Annotated in this window: 15 protein-coding genes and 1 tRNA gene; 8 read left to right on the top strand and 8 right to left on the bottom strand. The window is 47.2% G+C overall.

Annotated elements, in window-relative coordinates; translation table 11 throughout:
• Positions 1 to 138: 138 nt before the first annotated feature.
• On the top strand, positions 139 to 669 hold the full coding sequence (locus QUA71_RS00275; protein ID WP_333280774.1) for a peptidoglycan-binding protein: 531 nt from the start codon (positions 139 to 141) through the stop codon (positions 667 to 669).
• Between the two features lie 524 nt (positions 670 to 1,193).
• Here QUA71_RS00275 and QUA71_RS00270 read toward each other — a convergent pair.
• The 4 genes from QUA71_RS00270 to QUA71_RS00255 form a co-directional block, all read right to left on the bottom strand.
• Complete coding sequence (locus QUA71_RS00270) at positions 1,194 to 1,667, bottom strand: TerB family tellurite resistance protein (protein WP_333280771.1); 474 nt, start codon at positions 1,665 to 1,667, stop codon at positions 1,194 to 1,196.
• Positions 1,668 to 1,781: 114 nt separating this feature from the next.
• Entirely contained in the window at positions 1,782 to 3,683 is a 1,902-nt protein-coding gene (locus QUA71_RS00265; protein ID WP_333280768.1) for a M61 family metallopeptidase, read from the bottom strand.
• On the bottom strand, positions 3,680 to 4,360 hold the full coding sequence (locus QUA71_RS00260; RefSeq protein ID WP_190659615.1) for a Crp/Fnr family transcriptional regulator: 681 nt from the start codon (positions 4,358 to 4,360) through the stop codon (positions 3,680 to 3,682). Before QUA71_RS00260 ends, QUA71_RS00265 begins: the two co-directional genes overlap by 4 nt.
• A 160-nt stretch (positions 4,361 to 4,520) precedes the next feature.
• Positions 4,521 to 5,405, bottom strand: coding sequence for an inositol monophosphatase family protein (locus QUA71_RS00255; RefSeq protein WP_333280765.1), 885 nt, complete (start codon positions 5,403 to 5,405; stop codon positions 4,521 to 4,523).
• Positions 5,406 to 5,726: 321 nt separating this feature from the next.
• Between QUA71_RS00255 and QUA71_RS00250 the strand changes: the two genes are divergently transcribed.
• Positions 5,727 to 6,779, top strand: coding sequence for a glycosyltransferase family protein (locus QUA71_RS00250; RefSeq protein ID WP_333280763.1), 1,053 nt, complete (start codon positions 5,727 to 5,729; stop codon positions 6,777 to 6,779).
• A 289-nt stretch (positions 6,780 to 7,068) separates the two neighbouring features.
• Here QUA71_RS00250 and QUA71_RS00245 read toward each other — a convergent pair whose 3' ends face one another.
• The 3 genes from QUA71_RS00245 to QUA71_RS00235 all read right to left on the bottom strand — a co-directional run bounded on the left by QUA71_RS00245 (position 7,069) and on the right by QUA71_RS00235 (position 11,066).
• Entirely contained in the window at positions 7,069 to 8,994 is a 1,926-nt protein-coding gene (locus QUA71_RS00245; protein ID WP_333280760.1) for an alpha-amylase family glycosyl hydrolase, read from the bottom strand.
• A 668-nt stretch (positions 8,995 to 9,662) separates the two neighbouring features.
• A complete protein-coding gene (locus tag QUA71_RS00240; protein WP_333280757.1) occupies positions 9,663 to 10,526 on the bottom strand; it encodes an Npun_R2479 family HD domain-containing metalloprotein in 864 nt (287 codons plus the stop codon).
• A gap of 330 nt (positions 10,527 to 10,856) precedes the next feature.
• On the bottom strand, positions 10,857 to 11,066 hold the full coding sequence (locus QUA71_RS00235; protein ID WP_333281252.1) for a Mo-dependent nitrogenase C-terminal domain-containing protein: 210 nt from the start codon (positions 11,064 to 11,066) through the stop codon (positions 10,857 to 10,859).
• Positions 11,067 to 11,527: 461 nt separating this feature from the next.
• On the opposite strand from QUA71_RS00235, the gene QUA71_RS00230 reads away from it, so the two are divergent.
• On the top strand, positions 11,528 to 12,343 hold the full coding sequence (locus QUA71_RS00230) for a cobyrinic acid a,c-diamide synthase (protein WP_333280755.1): 816 nt from the start codon (positions 11,528 to 11,530) through the stop codon (positions 12,341 to 12,343).
• Between the two features lie 159 nt (positions 12,344 to 12,502).
• Here the strand turns inward: QUA71_RS00230 and QUA71_RS00225 are convergent, their stop codons facing one another.
• Positions 12,503 to 13,546 (bottom strand): AI-2E family transporter, encoded by a 1,044-nt coding sequence (locus QUA71_RS00225; protein ID WP_006631735.1) that lies wholly within the window; start codon positions 13,544 to 13,546, stop codon positions 12,503 to 12,505.
• A 125-nt stretch (positions 13,547 to 13,671) separates the two neighbouring features.
• Between QUA71_RS00225 and QUA71_RS00220 the strand changes: the two genes are divergently transcribed.
• The 5 genes from QUA71_RS00220 (at position 13,672) to QUA71_RS00200 (ending at position 19,087) form a co-directional block, all read left to right on the top strand.
• Entirely contained in the window at positions 13,672 to 13,956 is a 285-nt protein-coding gene (locus tag QUA71_RS00220; protein ID WP_333280750.1) for a hypothetical protein, read from the top strand.
• A 9-nt stretch (positions 13,957 to 13,965) separates the two neighbouring features.
• Positions 13,966 to 15,117: a glutamate--cysteine ligase gene (gshA, locus tag QUA71_RS00215; RefSeq protein WP_333280747.1), complete on the top strand. Its 1,152-nt coding sequence runs from the start codon at positions 13,966 to 13,968 to the stop codon at positions 15,115 to 15,117.
• A gap of 240 nt (positions 15,118 to 15,357) precedes the next feature.
• Positions 15,358 to 15,819: a tRNA (cytidine(34)-2'-O)-methyltransferase gene (locus tag QUA71_RS00210; protein WP_190663490.1), complete on the top strand. Its 462-nt coding sequence runs from the start codon at positions 15,358 to 15,360 to the stop codon at positions 15,817 to 15,819.
• 582 nt (positions 15,820 to 16,401) lie between these two features.
• Positions 16,402 to 18,876, top strand: a complete 2,475-nt coding sequence (locus QUA71_RS00205) for a peptidoglycan DD-metalloendopeptidase family protein (protein ID WP_333280742.1) — start codon at positions 16,402 to 16,404, stop codon at positions 18,874 to 18,876.
• A gap of 138 nt (positions 18,877 to 19,014) precedes the next feature.
• Positions 19,015 to 19,087 (top strand) — tRNA-Met (locus QUA71_RS00200).
• Positions 19,088 to 19,137 lie beyond the last annotated feature (50 nt).

Raw genomic sequence — 19,137 nt, 5'->3', positions numbered from 1 at the left:
GCGACAAACCAACGGGTAACTCAAACGAGTGACACTCACATGAGTGACACTCCAAAAAGTGACTGTGCATCCACAAATCCCACCAGTTATACCTGAAATATCAAAGACCAAAACTTAAATGTTGAGAGGAACCACATTATGTATACCGAAGAAAGAAGCTTGAACAATGAAACTATGGCTCTCGTCGCCGATACTACTGCTCAATCAAGTCTTGCATTTGCTGAAACCACGGGAGTAAACAAACCCACTTTACAAATGGGTTCAACAGGTCAAGCTGTCAAGGAACTACAACAGCTTCTATATCATTGGGCATATTATTTCGGGCCGATTGACGGTATTTTCGGCGTCCAAGTTCAAAACGCCGTCAAAGGCTATCAACACCGCGTCTTTTTAAAAGAAGATGGGATTGTGGGTTCTATCACTTGGGAAGCACTATACTCTGGTGCACCTGTGAATATGCCGATCGTCATGAAGGGCAGTTCTGGTAATGCTGTTAAAATTGTTCAGAATGTCTTGAAAATCAATGGATACTATTTCGGTTCCATTGACGGATTCTTCGGGGCGATGACAGATGTAGCAGTGCGGCAATTACAACTGAGCAACGCTTTACCGCAAGATGGAATTGTCGGCTATAGAACTTGGCACGCCCTCAGCAAGTTACCGCACTAATGACTGGTTGGATTAATATCTATTCCGGTTACACGAGCGAGATGATGGTTGACTTTTGACGGTTGACTCGGGGTCGAAAAACTGAATGGTTGAGTGTTGACTGTTGACTGGATTTTATTATTCCGATGCAACGGGAAACGATATTACTTTCAGTGAGCGCCCAAAATCGGTAGATAAATTAGGGATTTAGGCTTTGCCTAAGTCCCTAATTCTCGTTAAGGGGAAGGCAGTACACGGGAAGGGCGATCGCCAATTATATTACCGTTCCCGGCGATGAAAAATATTCTTAACCTTGCCGTGTTTTTTGTTAGTATACCCTAGGAAATTGGGAGTCACAATCCGGTTTATTTCCCTTCTAATTTAGTTGTAAATAGTTGCACTCATAAAATTATTATTCCGATACTTACCTAACAAGACTTAGGCATGGGGGGCTTATTCCCGGTTTCTACGAAAAATTCCAGGTTGAGTAACGAGAAATTTAGGAATCAACCGGGTTTTTAAGCCAAGCGCGCGCAAGTCCAGAACTAGCCTTTGATGAACTTTTCTAATTTGTGAGCCATCTTCTCTACAATTCCCTCTGAAGTATCTGCCGCCGATGATTCAGCTTCAATACGCTTGACCACATCCTCTGAAAGATTCAGCAACTGCACTAATTTTTGATAAGCAGCAGCTTCTTCAGCGTTAATTTTTGGTTCGTCGGGAGTGCGAGAACTAGAAGAAATCACTTCATAGCCGAGTTGCAGGACTAATTCCCTTTCCTCTTGAGTTTCTAGTTGACCGATCAACTCGTCAAGGGGGATATTTTGCATGATGTAATCCCGCAGTTCTTGTTGCATTTGTTGTCCGTCGCTATCTGGGGCAAACAAACTGCAAAAGCGATCGAGCATTAAATCAACTTCTTCTGTCGCGAGTTGGCCGTCAGCCCAGGCCATAGAAGTAACAATCCTCAGCAGATTCATCTGGCGGGGTGTAATTGATGGAGGAGGTGGGGTTTGCATAATCAAAATTGGTAATTGGTAATTGGGAATTGGGAATTGGGAATTGGGAATTGGGAATTGGGAATTGAGCCTGATTCCTTCTTGTCTTTTCTTTCCCGTTCCCCTTCATTTATGTCACAATTTCGATAGAGGAACTCCCAGCCATCCAGTAAAGTTTTGTTTCTGAATAGCGGTGGGCTGTTCCACCGGCACGATCGAGTAGCGCGTCGGCCGCGGCGGGGCGAGAGTAACACGACAAGTCCGCAGTTCGTCTTGGTGAAAAACCGTCACCTCTATTGTGTCCCCCGGCTGATAATCTTTAAGCCTCTCACTCGCTTGTTCTGCATTTACCCGAAAACCTTCGATCGCCAGCAACTCGTCCCCAGCATCAATTCCAGCCAATTGTGCCGGAGATCCTACTTCGACAAATTTCACCATTTCCCGCCCGTTTTCCGCTCCCAACATCCAACCGATGCGAGGCGTTTGGTCAATTTCACCGGCGATGAGTTCCAGCCCGAAAGGTTCGAGATACTGGTTGTAAGGCAACTCTTCTGTGCCGTCAATATAGCGCGCGAAAAAGTCGCTCAAATCGATGCCGGCGACGGACTCGATCGTACTTTGCAACTCTTCGGGAGTAAAGCCTATTTCTGCCGGCAGCGAAGGAGAATTTAACTGTCCGTTTGATGTCAGATGCGCCGACGTGGCGTCTGTTTCCGGCTTCTGTTCAAAATCGTCGTTTTTACTCGAATTAGCATTGCCAAACTGCTGCCACATCAAACGCATCACATCGTCGAGCGATCGCTCGTTGCCGTGTCTGGCTCGAATCAACAAATCGAGCAAAAACGAAACAACTTCCCCTTTCAAATAATAGGAAACCTGCGAGTTGTCGCTGTTAGCATCCCTGCGATAAAGTTTAATCCAAGCATCCCAGCTCGACTCACTGACCGGCTGCACGCTCCGCCCCGGAGTCGTCTGCAAGCGAGTGATTTCCTTAGCCATACTTTGGAAATAACCTTTCACGCTGTAGATACCAGCTCGAAAAGGAATCACCAAATCGTAATAACTGGTCGTGCCTTCAGAAAACCATAAAGAAGGAGTGTAGTTCTCCTTTTCGTAGTCAAATACTTCCAGAGCTTTCGGTCGAATGCGCTTGACATTCCAGAGGTGAAAAAACTCGTGAGCCACCAACTGAATAAAGCGTTCGTACTTTTCCTTAGCCCGAAAATTAAAACGGGGATAGTTGAGAGTGCAGCACTGCTTGTGTTCCAAACCACCAAAACCAGAGCCGGACAAATGCAGGAAAAACACATAGCGTTCGTAAGGCAAACCGCCGAACATTTTTGCCTCGACTTCGATAACTTTTTGGATGTCTCGAATCGCGCGCTCGGGTTCTAAATTGCCTTTTCCCCAAACAACTAGCTGGTGGGATTTTCCCATCACTTCAAAATCGTAGACTTCGTGACAGCCAATCTCAAAAGGACTGTCTGCGAGAGTGTCAAAATCCGCTGCAGCAAAAGTAAGATTTTGCCCGGAAACAGGCGGCAAAGCAGTAACTGTGCGCCATTCCGGCTTCGGCGGCACAACTGTCACGGTGTAACAGTTGCGCTCAAAAGCGGGCAAGAAAAAGCACAAAGCCGCCGGATTGAAATAACCGTGAGTCGAGTCTAAATGATTGGTTCGCACTGTCAGTTCGTTGGCAAAAATACGGTAGCGAACCGTGACATCTGACACCGAATCGGTCTCGATTTGCCAGTGATTTTTGCTGAGCTTGCGCCAAGGTAAAGCTCGATCGCCTGCCTGGGAGCTAAAATCTTGCAGGTGGCGGGCGTACTCTCGAACCAAGTAAGAACCGGGAGTCCAGACAGGCATTTTTAAATCCAGAACCGGCTCCGACCAACCTTGCACGCGCAAAGTTACTTCAAAGAGGTGGGATTCAGGATTGGGCATCGCCACCGAATATTGAATTGTCGGTGCTGTTAGTTGCCCCTGACAATTGCCGGCAGCGGACGAGGTATCCAAAGAAGTAACATCAGTCATTGACTTGCCAAATTAATCAAGTGCTTGAGGTTGATCAAATGGATAGTTTGGCGGTCTGGATCGATATTGATCCAACCTTTACTATCGAGTTTTTCCATAATTTTGCTGGTTTCATCTAGGGTGATATCTGTGACATCCGCTAAGTCTTCATAAGGAATATTGAAGATATCTTTGCCCTCAGCAGTTTTCTGACCGTAGTTTTCTGCCAGCTCGACTAAAGTATTTGCTAGTTTAACCGCTGGCTGGCGGTTTCGGAGTTGATAGCGGTGATTGGTTTGGCGGAGTCGCCGCACCATCAGTTGCAGCATCCGGTGGTGCAATTGCGGGTCTTTAAACAGGGTTTGGATAAATCGCTGAGCTGTGACGCTCAGCAGCCGCACCGGCGAGAGAGCAAGTACGTCATTCGATCGGGGAGATTCGTCAAGAATTGCCATTTCGCCGAAGAACGCACCCCGTCCTAAAATAGCCATTGATACAGCTCGATCGTTTGACAAGCGCCGGACTTTTACCCAGCCAGACACGACAAAGTAAATCGCGTTGCCCCAAGAATCCTCCATCACCACAGCTCGGCCCGGGGGATACTCATGCTTGACGGCATTTGATAGCAGCCCTCCCAAGGTTTCTGGGTTAGCACCCTTAAATAGAGGGAATAGCTCACTGAAAGCTTCTGTCTTCATGCAAACTCGCGGAGGTGGGAAATATGATTAGGCGACACCCAACAGCTAGGGAACGATCGATGTTTGGGAACACAAACAATCCGTTGCTCCTTTAATTGATGATAAGGGTGCAGAGGCCCGGTTCACGTAAAATTGGCACATTCTTTAATCTTAAACGGGTTTACAAGCCTGCCACTGCCTGTTGAACTTTGCCCAACAGAGGTTCTATGTATTCCGGCCAGCCGATCGCGATTGACTGCGTGTGGGCCAAAGTCTCCGGCTCGATCGCATCTTTAGTCCACCTCAGCGGTTGACCTTGCATATCGCAACACACCAATCCGGCTGCTTTTGCTAAAGCCAGAGGGCCGGCGGTATCCCACACTTTAACTCTGCCGTTGAGATACAAGTACAAACCAGCTCGACCGAAGATAACTTCCATCACTTTTAAGCCAAAGCTGCCCAGCGAGTAAAATTCTGCTCCGGGTATGCTTTGGGCGATCGCCCGGGCGTAGTTTTTTTGGTCTTTGTCTCCGAGAACAATTTTACAATTTTCCGCTGTCGGAGCCGGGGGTTTGCACAGCGCGATCGGCTGCGGCGCTTGGGTTCCCACAGTTTGGAACAATCCCCAATCTTTGCCCCCAAAATACATTTGGTCAAAAGCCGGGGCGTAGAGCCAGCCGGCCACCGGTTCTCCTTCCAGCAGCAGCCCCACCATCGAAGCGTAGTGCAGTTTTCCCCGAATAAATTCTTCAGTCCCGTCGAGGGGATCGATGCACCAAAGGCGCTGATAATTGGCGCAGTAAGCTGTTCTGGAGGCGGCGTTTTCCTCGGTGATCCTGCCGTCTTCAGGAAACAAAGCGCTAAATGCTGCCGATAGTTGTCGGTCTAGGTATTGATCGATACTCGTCACGTAGTCGTTGGGCCCTTTCTCGGAAACTTCAAAAGGTTCGGCTGCTAGCTTGTAAGCTTCTTGACCGCACTCGCGCATGGTGTAGCGAATTTTTTGATCTTGCTCTGGAGAAATATACATGAGGTTAAACATAAATTCTTTAGCTAACTTCAGCATAAAAGCTTAAGTCCTTGGAATCGATCGGTGCGTTTCACTGTTTTTGATTCGTACAGGATTTGCGCGCGGGTGTCCATAAACCCGGTTTCCTAACCGTGAGGGCCGTTGCTATACCAGCCCCAGACAGGATTCGTGGAACTCACAAAAATTTAGACATGAGGGAGAACCCCCCAGATTTATCTGTAGACTCAAATCTCAAATCTAAAATCTAAAATCTAAAATCGACTGACCGATCGCACTAGCACTTTCAACAGCAGAGGATAGAATCTTCTGAGGTTAGATAATTTGTGGCAGCACCAACATGATTATAAGGAGAATACTTTGAAATACCATTTGGCATTAGGTCGCAAAATAGACCTAGATGGAATTGACCGCGATGCACAACTCGGCAAATGCCCTCGCCACGTCCTGCGGGCCCTCAGAGACCGCTTAAATGCCACCGTTCATGCCCCGGATGGCGAAGGGATATCGTTGAGTGACAAGCTGAGATCGAAAATTTCTTCTAAGCCCGAACATTGGGCCGCCGCCCGCAAATTGTCCGAGCAAGTCAGCAGCGACGACGTGATATTTTGTAACGGTGAGGACATTGGGATTCCAGTGGCGGCGGTGTGTGGCCAATTGCCCAATCGCCCGAAAATTGTTGTACATTTCCACAATATCGATCGGCTGCGCGGCCGCGTCGCCCTGAAACTATTTGGTTTAGCCGACAAAATTGACGTGTTCATGGCCTGCGCCAGCCCTCAAACTGACTTCCTCCGCAGCTATTTAGCTATACCTGAATCGCGCATCTTAGTGCTTCTAGACCAGACAGACACCCAGTTTTTCACACCTGGCCCCGTTTCTGGCGAGAAAAAGCGGCAAACAGTTGTTAGCGTCGGATTAGAAAAGCGCGACTACCGACTCCTAGCAGCAGCAACTGCTGACTTAGATGTTGACGTAAAAATTAGCGGTTTTTCTAAAGATGCCAAAGCTTTATCGCAAGCTTTCCCCGATACTATGCCAGAAAATATGTCCCGCAAGTTCTACGAATGGCCGGATTTAGTGCAGCTTTACCGAGATGCAGACGTAATTGCAGTTTGTTTGGCGGACAATAAATATGCTGCTGGAGTGCAGGGTTTGCTGGAAGCAATGGCCTGCAAGCGCCCGGTCGTCATTACTCGGACTCAAGGTATGGTCGATTATTTAGCGGCCCCGGATATTGCCAAAGTGGTAGATGTGGGAGATGTATCAGGTGTGCGCGAGGCGATCGTCCATTTGCTAAAAAATCCTCAAGAAGCTGAATCTCAAGCGCAGCGTGGCTACGAAATGGTTGTGAACCAGCACAGCAGCGAACCTTATGTCGATGTTTTAGCCCAGAAGTTGCGATCGCTTTAATAAAAATGTAAGGTGCGCGGAGGCGCACCATAACTCACGTCCGGAGGATGCACAATGCACACATTACTGCTATACATAGAAGGTCAAAATATTGATGATCTAAGTCATCTTTAAAAAGTAATGAGTTATGAGTTGCAATTAGGAATTCAATCTCACAGCAGTTATGCACCCCTACTCAATCAACTGGGTTTTTAAAACATAATCGAAAGCCTGAAACAAGTATTTTCGTCCATCCAACCCGGTTGATGCACCCATGACTATCTTACTCAACACTCAAAACTCAAAACTATTAAGACTCCCGTCCACTCGCCCACTTATCCCGCCATTTCACAGTCCCTTCCGAAACTAAAACCCAGCGGCGACAAACCAGATTTTCTCGCAACGGCGACAGTCCTTCCCGTAGCAGCGCATACTTGTAAGAAATTAATTTCCCCGCACTTTCATTAAAAGGAATTTCCCCAAACCAAGTATTAGTATTGATATACTCCAGGGGGTAACCCTTACTAATATCCCAATTCCCTAATTCAGGACAATCTCCAATCACCACAATTCTTTCCCCAGGCTGAGTTCTAACGCTGTTAAGCTGCGCCCGCACAATAGTTTTCGCCTTAACTCGCTCTCCGACGCGACTAAAAATCATTACTTCCCGCGCACCCAGCTCTAAATTGTACAGCATCCCATCTTTAACTTCAAACTTACGGCGCGATAAAACCTCCGTATGCTCTCCATCAGGCAGCTCAGTATCAACCTCTGTAATTGTAACAGCATTGCCACGATTCATCGCTACAAACACCACCGAATCGCGATAGCGGCGCACGTAACAATAAACATCAGCAGTTAGATATTTTTGCCACTGACTCCCCATCGAAATAGCTGGATTAAGCCGCCGCAATCCCGACAGCAAACGCACATCTCGGTAAATTGGCGAATCAGTATCCCACTTTTCCATCATCGGGCGGTTGTAGGGGTCATTTCCCCCTTCTGTATCATCATGCAGATACTGTTCAGTGCCGTAATAAATGCAGGGAATGCCGCGAGTCGTCATAATTAAACATATCGCCAACCGCAGCATTTCTGGATCGGGATTCAACGACTGAAACCTGGGCATATCGTGGTTGTCAATAAAAGTAATCAACTCCGTCGCCCCGTAGTAGCGGTGATCCAAATTCAGGACATCTTGGATTAACTTAAATCCTGCGTCGGCACCTTTCCCCAATACTTCTCGAATTGCCACGCACAGACCAAAATCTAAAATAGTCATCCCCGACTCGTTGACAAATTCCACAGAACGATCGTTTCGAGGATCGCTGTAAATCCATTCGCCAAAAATGAAAACATCAGGTCTATGTGCTAAAATGTCAGCATTAAATTCTTGCCAAAACCAAATAGGCATATGCTTAACTGTATCAACCCGCAAAGCATCAACGCCTCTGTCGAGCCATTGTTTAATTGCTGACTTAATGTAATTGCGGTAGGCAATATTGTTTTCGTTGAAAGTTGCTAAACCCGACAGTTCGCAGTTTTGGACTTGCCATTCATCTTCCCAGTTTGTGACTTCGCCGTAGTGGTGATACCAGTTATCTTCATCGTCGTTAAAGTCAGCTATTTTTACGCCGTCGTCGTAGAGTTCCCCTTTTTTACCACTAAAATCTGGGTTGCTGTGATTGCAGACAATATCGAGCACGAGTTTCATGTTTCGCTGGTGCAACTCGTGTACTAACTTATCAAATACCGTATCTTTACTTTCTTGTGTTTGGTTAATAGAAGGATTGTCGTCTGTGGCGATGAAGCGGGGATTTAGTCGCTTGAAATCTTTAGTCCAGTAGCCGTGAATAGCAGCTTGTTCGACAAATAATGCTTCTACTTGCTCGAACAGTGGCGTCAGCCAAACTGCGGTAACACCCATATCTTTTAAGTAGTCGAGTTTGTCAATAACTCCCTGCAAGTCGCCGCCCCAATATTTGCCCCAATCTTTCCCTTCTGGATCGTAAAGTTCTGGGTTTGGCCCTTCGTTATTTGCGGGGTCGCCGTCGTAAAAGCGATCGACTACAATGAAATAAATTGTTTCTTGGCGAAATTCAATGTCTCTGGTGTAGAGGAATTCTAAATCGATTTCGCTTTCGGGCTTAACTTCTTCTACCAGAGACTCAATTTTTTCTTCTGCTTCTGTAACTTCGTATTGAGAGGAAGTTTGATTGGGACTGACTGGTGTCATGAGATGTATTTTTTTATATTGTAAGATTGGTCAGTTATTGGGAGCTCAAGTCGGAAATAGCTTTACCCTCGGACTGACTTTTACAGCATCATACGGAATTTACTCGTTTAAAGAAATCTTCCTTTAGAGGGAGGGCAGACTCATCCTTAAGCATTAGGTGGATGAGAGTTAATATTTAGCGGAATTATCAATCCAAGAGGCCGAGCCTCAAAAACCTGCGCTACCAGGCTAAGCCTGGTAATGAGAAAAGGTGTACTAATTGTGCGATCGTCCTTTTTTCCTTCCTTTCATTCCTCCCGCAAATTTTGGATATCTTCAACCCTCAAACCAGTTGTTTGAGTAATGCTTTGATTGTCAAGTAGATTGAGAAGTTGCCTAGAAATTTCCCGAGCATTTTCTCTCATTCCTTGCTGCATTACTTGCTACAATTCGTGTTGTAATCCTTGTGCAAGCCGTTTATCCTCACATCTTGCACCATTCTGGCTCGCACAGGCTTTCGAGCCGGTTCGACAAAGAGTTGATTTTCTTGTGGGTGGGCAGGAGCTCCCGCCCTGAAAGGATTATTGAGAATGGTGCAACATCTCAGCTATCCTGACTATGCAGCAGTATTTAACTAGAGCGATCTACTTATCCCAAAAAAGAGCGATCGCCCGGCATCTACCCAAACCCTAGCTAACTACAGCCACCGCAGACTCGGACACCTGAGAATGCTCCACCCGAAACACATTTGCACTTAAATTAGCAACTACTTGTTTCCCCTGCTGTGTCAGTTCCAAATAGCCGATCGCATCCTTCACATACCGATAAACCACATTCCAATAAAACTTCGGATAACCATCGCGCAACTCCCCCGGATTTTGATAGCCCAAAATCAGATTCTGCCCTGTTTCTTCAAACTCGTAAAACAGCGCAGCAATCTTTTGCAAATATCGCGGATCGCTCAACTGACCAATTAAATCAGCAGCGCGAACTAAGCCCGGATAATTTACCGTATCTTGATAATCTTTATCGGCCGGAACCGGGAAACGAGTTAGCTCAATATTACGCTTAACCAGCTCAGCATCAATCAGTTTATGACCGCCAAAACGCTCGTCAATAAACATTTTTCCGCGATCGACATGATAATTCATCAAACTAGCATCCGTCGCCCCCGGAGCCAGCGTTAATTTCAGGTCGCCTATTCCCGTCGCATACAGTCCCAAATCTGTTCTATCTTGCCTGCAAACACCTTTAACATACCCGATATCGTGACATAGCAAAGCAATGTGGAAGTGCAGCCAATCTTCGCAGGAAACGCCCCCTTCGCGGATGTGCTTCCCACCCAGAATTGCTTGTCCCACCAAGGTTACTAAAATAGTGTGTTCGACATTGTGGTAAAGAGCATCGCTATTAGCAATATTTTCTAAAGCCATACTCGCCACCCAAGCAATAATCTCTCCATAGTCAGATTTAAACCCGCCATAAGTGTGGCGGTAGCCTTCAATCAGGCGATTGACAAAAGCCTTAATCAGCAGTTCAGTTGCGTTAAACATATTCACTTCCCTGAGTCCACGTAAATTATTAAATTATTTTTATAGTTATTGTTTTTGCTGCTAGCGTTTGATGTTATTTTTGGCTTAAGCGCCACAATGGATACCCGCTCCTATCGAGAGGCATCCATCGATATTATCAACAATTATGGCTTAAATTATGGCTCTCGCAACTACCAGAGCGACATACCCCATAAATAATTGATATCAAGGGGCGATCGAGGTATGACACCCCTCAATCAGCAGTACCGTGTTACATCTTCCGCGCATACCTCAGTCGATTTTAGATTTTAGATTTACTCCACAGATACATCTGGCGGCGGGAACTAGGATCTAAAATTTTGGGTTGCTTACCACTGTTGTCGGAAACTTGTCTCTGTTTTGGCTGACCCCGCCCAAAAACGAGAGCGAGCGAAAGCGTAAACCCATTAATTCCTCATACACAGGATTAAGCTTGCACATAGGCGGTATGTAGAAAAGATGGTGTCCCCATAACGGAATATCTCTCTCACAAGAACAGCGGGCGAGTATAAGTTGGCACACCACGGAGTTATTGAGGGCTCTCCCACTGCAATGCTATCGAGGCACTGTCGCACTGGTTGCACGAGGCGGGCGGGGCGATCGCGAAAAGTTAAGTCTTGGTACTGATTTTTCAGGAAAATACTTGTAGTCAAGTTCATGATTGATCTCAGTAATCATTACTAACAAAAACTTATGAATCACCCGACTTAATCATCAACGAAACCCGCTGCTGCTCCAGTGACGTGAATAAGTTTTATCCGTGACACTCGCCGCCCCCAAATGTGATGCGAAGAGCTAGCATTTGTGATTTAAAATCCGCAAAAGTGTGAGACAGATCACGCCCGCTCTTCCCTACAGAATGTATATTTAGATAGATGGCAATAAAATAAGACAGAATAACTTGCAACCCTCCGTCGCAGCTTCCCCCTCCCATAATCTGCGCTCTACTGCTCTTTATACTTACTAATATAAGGTTTCAGGCAATGATTAAACAAAAACATAAATATGCCGACCTTGCTCAAATCCCTCACACAGATACGGTGTTCCAAAAGCTCCCTGTAGAAGTTAAAGATTGGGCCCAAAGCTTGCCTTGGAACCAACGGCGCTATGTCCTGTCCCTCTGCTACATATTGTGTGCATCTACTCCCGACTTGCAAGCAGAATTTTTAGATGATTATACAGCCGACGGTTTAGTCTCAAAAATGTTTGAAGATGTAGATACTCTACACCGAGTCAAAGAGTATTTAATCAGATTTCGAGTCAAAAAACAATTAAACGAATCAGATTTAAGAAGCTACATCAAACAATTTTATATCCACTCATCTCAACAATCGCGGCGAGAAACTGACCAATATTTAGAATCTGCACTCCGCTTCGTCTTGAGTACAGAAGAACGCAATAATGTTTTTAACTACATTTTGGGCTTTGAATTTATTAAAATTGTGTTTCAAATGAGCTGGTTGCAACACGAAAGATTAGCGAGACTGCAAAAAAATCAGTCCCAGTTTATTGAAACCTATATCAAGCCGATTCAACACGCACACAGAATTAATGGCATAATTCTACCGAAAGATGAGAGAATTTTTTTTGCCAGACGCACTTATTACGTTCAACTGCCTAACATTTCCTACAGAAAGCTCATTGAGTTAGTCATGGCAACTTTTACTACAGAAATGGTGAGTAATTGCGGATTTTCTATCAGCCGCCACTCTCAAGCTCTGCGCTTTGACTGCGATTACATTTACGATCCCGAACCAGAAGAAGAAAGATTTCCTACCGACTTGCAATTTATTCATTAATTTTAGGCAGTAAGGTGTACCCTACATTGCTTTTTTCTCTTTAGTTTTAGTGTCGCTTGCGGCACAGGAGAGTTTTTTTTGAAGCATGGGACTTCTACGGGGCAGGTTAAGACCGAATTTTTCAGCCGGATTTGATATAAAATACGATAGCCGTATCAATTAACCTTCCGCTTGCATTTCTTCAATGTCAAACCAGCTAACTATCACTCCCGCTAGGGGAATAGCCAGAAATATACCTAGAAGTCCTGCGGCTCTTGCCCCCACTAACAGTGCAAAAAATACCACTACCGGGTTGAGGTTAAGCGAATTTTGCATCAGTCTCGGATGAATAAAGTTGTCTTGAATTTGCTGCAAAACAATGCAAGCTGCCAATACTTTTAAAGATAGCCACACATTTTGAGACAATACAATAAAACAAACTAAGCTAATTCCCAGCGTCGCTCCGATCCCTGGAACTAAATCAAACAATCCGATAATAAAGGCTAAAATCAAGGGAAATTTCACATCTAACAGCAGAAAAATTAAAAAACTTGCTGTTGTCAAAAATAACATTAACAAAATTTGGGCCTGAAAAAATCCTAAAAAGTTTCGCTCTATTGTTAAACTTAAACGCCTGTGCAGGTGTCGGGGTATAAATTTGAGAACCAACACCCACAGCCTCTCTCCATCAAGTAACATGAAAGAAGCCACGACCATAATTAATATTAAATTCAATAAATTGGTTAAAAATACTTGTAAAAAAGCAATACTCGAAACAACTCCTGCCAAAGCTTGATTTCGCAGTTGTTCCTCAATAACTCGCAGGTTAACTTGCAGGTTTCTCGCCCGCAGGAATGTTTCCAGGCGCTCGGACAGAGGCGCCAGAGCATTCAGAAATTCAGTCATGCTGTCAATTAATTGCTGCCCCTGAGATAAAAGAGTGACGCCTACCGTGACGGTGAGACCGCCAAAAACTAAAATGGTGAGCAAGACAACGAAGGCGACAGCTAAACTTCGCGGTAAAAATCTCTGGAGAGTTCGCACCGGATAGTTGAGCAAAAAAGCCACGAGGGCAGCAATGGTGAAAACCGCGACTGCTGTTTCAAAGTAAGCTAAAAGTTGCAGTCCAGCCCAACCAGAAGCAAATAAAAGCAAAAACCGGACTAAGGCTAAATTGCTTAGCATATTCCAAAAATTGGGAGGGGTTCTTTCTTGCTCTTTCACAGGGATTTTTAGGGGTTAATACTAGAGCTCAAAAATATTGCAGAGCCCTCTTTTAGAATCGCACCCAAGATATATCTGCGGCTATCCCCCTCAAGGCAGAAAACAGATGCCGAACTGAGGTAGGAGTGGGTTCTATTCACCATAAGTTCGATCGTCACGAATACCCAATGAAACACGCTCGCGATCGAACAAACAGCCTTTCTGAGTCTAAAACCGCCTCGGAAACTCTTTGCGATGGCAGTATGTGTCGTGGCAGTCCGATCGCAACTAAAACACAAACGCTCAAACTTGCCGGCGCCGAAAAACGGAGTTTCCCTGCCAGTCGCGAAAAATTTCAACTCTGCCTCGTGGAAGATAGTATGAACAGGTCAATTTTTGGGATACTTGAAACTAGCACTCAACTTAGCTGAGGAACAAACGTGCTGCTATCAAAAGGCTTTGAAGTAGAAATGTATACCGGCACTCCCGAAGGTGAGGTTGTCGGTCTCTCCGATCGCATAGTTGCCGATCTAGACGGATTTGTCCGGGAGCCTGATAGCCGTAATGTGGAGTACACGACCGCCCCGCTGTGCAGCTACGATCGCCTGTTGTGCGCCTTAGTCAAGCCGCGAGTCCGGTTGCGGGAGTATTTAAAACAATTGGGCGACTATACCTTGCTGCCGGGAAGTACCCTGTCTCTCGGAGGTAGCGATCAATTTTACAGATCCGATCCCAACAACCCCTACCACACCTACATCGAGCAAACCTACGGCACCAAAGTCGTCACCGCCAGCATTCACATCAACATCGGCATCTCCCAACCAGAAATGCTGATGCGGGCCATCCGCCTCGCCCGCGTCGAAGCACCGCTGTACCTGGCCTTGAGCGCCTCTTCCCCCTTCCTCGACGGCGAAGTCACGGGCTATCATTCCACTCGGTGGGGTTTGTTTCCCAAAACTCCCGCCATCGTCCCCCTGTTTGAAAGTCACAAGCATTACATTCAGTGGACTGAAGAACAGCTAGAACTCGGCACCATGCAAAATGTCCGCCATTTGTGGTCTGCCGTGCGGCCCAATGGCGATCGCCGCCCCTACTGTCTCAACCGCCTCGAACTGAGAATTTGCGACCTCGAAGTCAATCCTCTGGCTTTGTTAGCCATCACTGCCTTACTAGAAGCTCGCATTTGGCAGATGATGGAAGACCCCAGCTTAGACCCTTTAGAACTCAGCACCTTGCCGGCGGCTACCCGTAACGAAGACTTAGTTGCCCTCACAGACGCCAACGAAATTGCTGCATCCCGGCAAAGTTTGGATGCCGAACTCACCCATTGGCAAGACGGCAGAACTATTCTGGCACGAGATTGGATTGAGGAAATTTACCGAGAAGTGTGGCCTATAGCCAAAAAACGCGGCTTTAGCTGCTTTCTCTCGCCACTCAAAAAGATTCTCCGGGAAGGCAACACGGCGCAGCAGTGGTTGAAGCTACACGAGGGCGGTTCGGACACCCGCAGTATTATTCTCCAAGGAATTCAGGGGATGGCTCACCAAGAATGGGAGCTCGAAGACAACTTGTGCGCCCAGTTAGCTGCCTGAAGTACCCGCCGTTATTATAACGGGGGCTTTCACTAGCCCCCTGGCTATGCGTACTCAGCCAATAATACAAATAGCCCGAACCTCCCTGAAAAAAGTTGCAGAGCGACGCCCAAAAACAAATCAGAATATTTAATCAATGGAGCTCGACAAAGGTTATAAATAAAAGCTATAAGCTAGATCTACCTTTGGGTGGTTGGAGAAATTTCTCAATAGCTGTATTTTTTCCTTTTAATTAGCTTCATGCCCCAACTTGTCTTGATTCACCCGCAAATCCCCCCAAATACTGGCAATATCGCCCGCACTTGCGCTGCCACAGGCACCGAACTGCATTTAGTCGGCCCGCTGGGGTTTGAAATTAGCGATCGCTACCTGAAACGGGCCGGCTTAGATTACTGGCCCTACGTCAATCTCCACTGCCACGAAGACTTAGCGGCTTTTCAGGCCTGTCGGCAGCAGCGCGGGGGACGATCGATCGGATTCAGCACTGGCGGGCGATACAGTTACGCGCAATTCCAATTTCAGCCCAGCGACTGGCTGATGTTTGGCTCGGAAACTGTAGGCATTCCCCAATTCGTCTTGGATGCCTGCGACGCCACACTTTTTATTCCTATGAGCCAGCCTGGAGTCAGGAGTTTGAACCTCTCCGTCAGCGCCGCTGTGGGTTTATTTGAGGCTAAACGACAGTTGGGCGAGCTGGGATAAATCATTATCAACACATAAATATATAGATATTTAATAGCTGCCGCAGGCTGGCAAATCTTCTTTTAAATATAAGAAATTTGTATCAAAGGGGTGAAAATCTAGATAGCAGACATTAATATATTTTATTCATTCAAAAACAGATTGTTATCAGCAACACCAAATGACTGCCAAGAGGATTCAGCAACAAAAATAAAGAATTTTAGCGGTTTAGGGCGTGAGCGAGCGCCAGCTTAGGTCTGAACACTATATCTAGTAAATATACGGTTGTTGCCTGTCCGGAAATTAGCATAAAGTCGGATAATAGGTAAGAGTTCAGAGCCTTACAGGAACGAAGATTTTATATATTCGTTCCAGCTATTGCGGTGTAAGGCTTTTGGGGTTAATTGCAGCAGGTTTGACCGAGAATTTTAAAATTTCTGACGGTTTGAGCTTGTCTAAATTTAAAAAGCAAGGTAATCTGGCCTAAGCATGGTAGCTGTCAACAATCAGAATACTTTTGCTTGTTGATTTAAACTCAGCGTCATGCGATCCCCTTGAGTGTTTCCAAGGACAGTTAGCGCTTCTCAGTAGGAGGTCGTTTTTTTGAAACGAACATATCCCCAAATTAAGCCTGTTCAGGCTAGTGAAATCGACAGAGACGGTTCTGCGGAACCATCCAAACAGACAACGCTCAGCACAGGCAGAGTTCGCTCTCTCGCCACGATCGGGCTGGCAATATCGGTAGGTGCTTCTGGCATCCTGCTACCGAGAAATGGAGACAGCGCTCGCGCGTCTGAACTCGCACCGACATCCGAATCCACCGCTGAAGTACAGCCAGTATCGGCCAACGGGCCCGCTACGTCGGCACAAGTTGACGGTTCCAGGGCCGAACAGCCCGGATCACCTTCTGAACCCGCGACGGTTAAGGTGCAGGAGGGGCAAAGCCTTTGGGAGCTTTCTCGGGATTATGAAGTTGAACCGTTGGCACTAGCAACTGCCAACGACATCAAACCCGAGACTCTACTCCAAGTTGGCCAACAGCTCAGAATTCCGACTGCGACGGAAGCCACACCACAACAGAACGCCGGCTATAGCACATCGGCTTCGCTAGATCGCGCAGCGACGGTCAATCCCGAACAAGAGTTAAATCTGACTGGCTCCGAGCCATTGGATAGTGCAGCCATGACAGCGCTGCCATCAACCGCAGCGACCCCGCTGGCCACGACGGTACCGGAACAAAGTTCGATCGACATCCCGAATGCAGACGGGGCGATCGACAGTTTGAAAAAACAGGAAAACCGCACCACAGAATCGGGTCGAACTATGTTCGGGTCGGAGGGGGGAGCAAATTTATCTACACCTGCGGCATTTTTGCCCGAGTCAGCACCGACGCTGACCTCCCCCGGATATGCAACTGGGACAACTATTCCTGACCTCGATGCCACACCTGTAATTCCCAATTCCGGGGGAGGTCAAGCAGCATCGCCCGATCGAGCATTCGAGTCAATTGAACAGTCTTTGGCAACACCCAGTTTGCCCTCGGCTGTGGTAGTCCCCCCTGCGGGAAGTACCGCCGCGCCGGCTGAGGCTCTCTACAGCGTGCGTCCGGGAGATACCCTAGATGCGATCGCCAAAGGTCACGGCGTATCGCCCAAAGATCTGATCTCCGTCAACAAGCTCGGCAACCCCAACTTGCTGAATGTCAATCAACGGCTCAAAATTCCCCAAGTTGGGTTTAAAAATCCAGGGGTGGAGGCGGCAGCCTCTTATTCTGCATCCAACTCTACATCTGTCTGGTCGGCGACTTCGGTTCCCGCATCTTTGAACCCCAGCTCGTCTACTTCGGAAATAGCCGGTGCTGGCGTTGCAGCACCCGCTCCCACAGTGCCTGTTGTCTCTCCCCTGGAGAACCTGGAAGGTCTGAACAATATTTCAGCGCCGATGGTTCCTCAAATTAACAGCATTCCGCTCACTCAAGTTTCCCAAACGATTCGCGATCCCGGGAAGCTGGCTCTTCAAGGCGAACCAACATTTACAGGTGCAGTTGACACCAGTGCCCTGCCTGGGCCAGCCAGTGCAACTGCTACCGCCATAGCTACGGGAGAATACCCGCAGCCGATCAGCTTCGTGGCAAATACTAGCGCCCCGGCTTCAAATGCCGATCCAACTAGCGCTTTACCAGAGTCGAATTCGGAGGCTCTCCCTACCGCAGAAGCTCTCAACCCTTATTCCGAACGCTTGAGGGCAGAAGTGGTCAGGCTGCGAGAGGAATATCGCGCCTCGCGCAATTCGATCGGCGCCAATGCGGTGTCCCTGACTCCAACTGACGGGCCCTCGGTCAACCCGTCTGAGGATATGCCAAGTGTCAATCCATATCTCTACACCCCCGACTATACTGAGGCGGTGCAGAATGAAATCAGCAGACCGCCATCAAGAGCGTGGTCTGAGCAGGTTCAGAAGCAGCAGCAAGAGCGTTTAGACCCCGCTCGCGCAGCCGAAATGCAACCGATAAACCTGACGCCGACCTCTGCTCAGCAGCAGCCTATGGTAGCAACTGCTCCTTTGGGCTCTGAGGGTTACGACCCCCTAAGCAACCCGTCTTTGGGACGCATGGTTTCTCCGGAACTGCCTCCGCTTTCTAACCCTGATACTTATCTGCCTAACGGCAAACAACAGTCGGCTAGCGGGTTTATTTGGCCATCTAAGGGCGTTCTTACTTCTGGCTACGGTTGGCGGTGGGGACGGATGCACAAAGGAATTGATATTGCAGGGCCGATCGGCACGCCAATTGTGGCAGCATCAGACGGGGTGGTTACCTATGCTCAGTGGAACGACGGCGGCTACGGGTATCTGGTGGAAATTACCCATCCTGACGGCACTGAGACTGTCTATGCCCACAACAGCCGAATTTTGGTGCAAAAGGGTCAGAGAGTTGCTCAAGGGGAACAAATTTCAGAAATGGGCAGCACTGGCTTCAGTACCGGGCCGCACTTGCACTTTGAAATTCATCCCGCCGGACAGGGTGCTATCAATCCAATGGCTTTGCTGCCCGACGATGCGTCCAGCGCTTCTCGGTAACGACTGGTCGAAAGTTATGGGTTTTGAATGATTACCAAAACTCATAACTTTTACTGTAAGTCATTAGAAATAGTGTTGCTTGAAAAGAAGACATAGCTAGCCCTACCGTGCTACGATAGTAAATCGTGAAGTAGATTTGGCTCAGTGGCGCAGTGGTTAGCGCAGGGGACTCATAAGCCCAAGGTCGCAGGTTCAAATCCCGCCTGAGCCATTATTTAATCAAAAAAACTGCGCTCTCAAATTTGAGAGCGTATTTTTTTT

Origin of the sequence: Microcoleus sp. MON1_C5, assembly GCF_036701875.1 — a bacterium.
Classification (GTDB): Bacteria; Cyanobacteriota; Cyanobacteriia; order Cyanobacteriales; family Microcoleaceae; genus Microcoleus.
The sequence above is the reverse complement of the archived record's forward strand: the minus strand, read 5'-3'. Positions and strand labels throughout refer to the sequence as shown.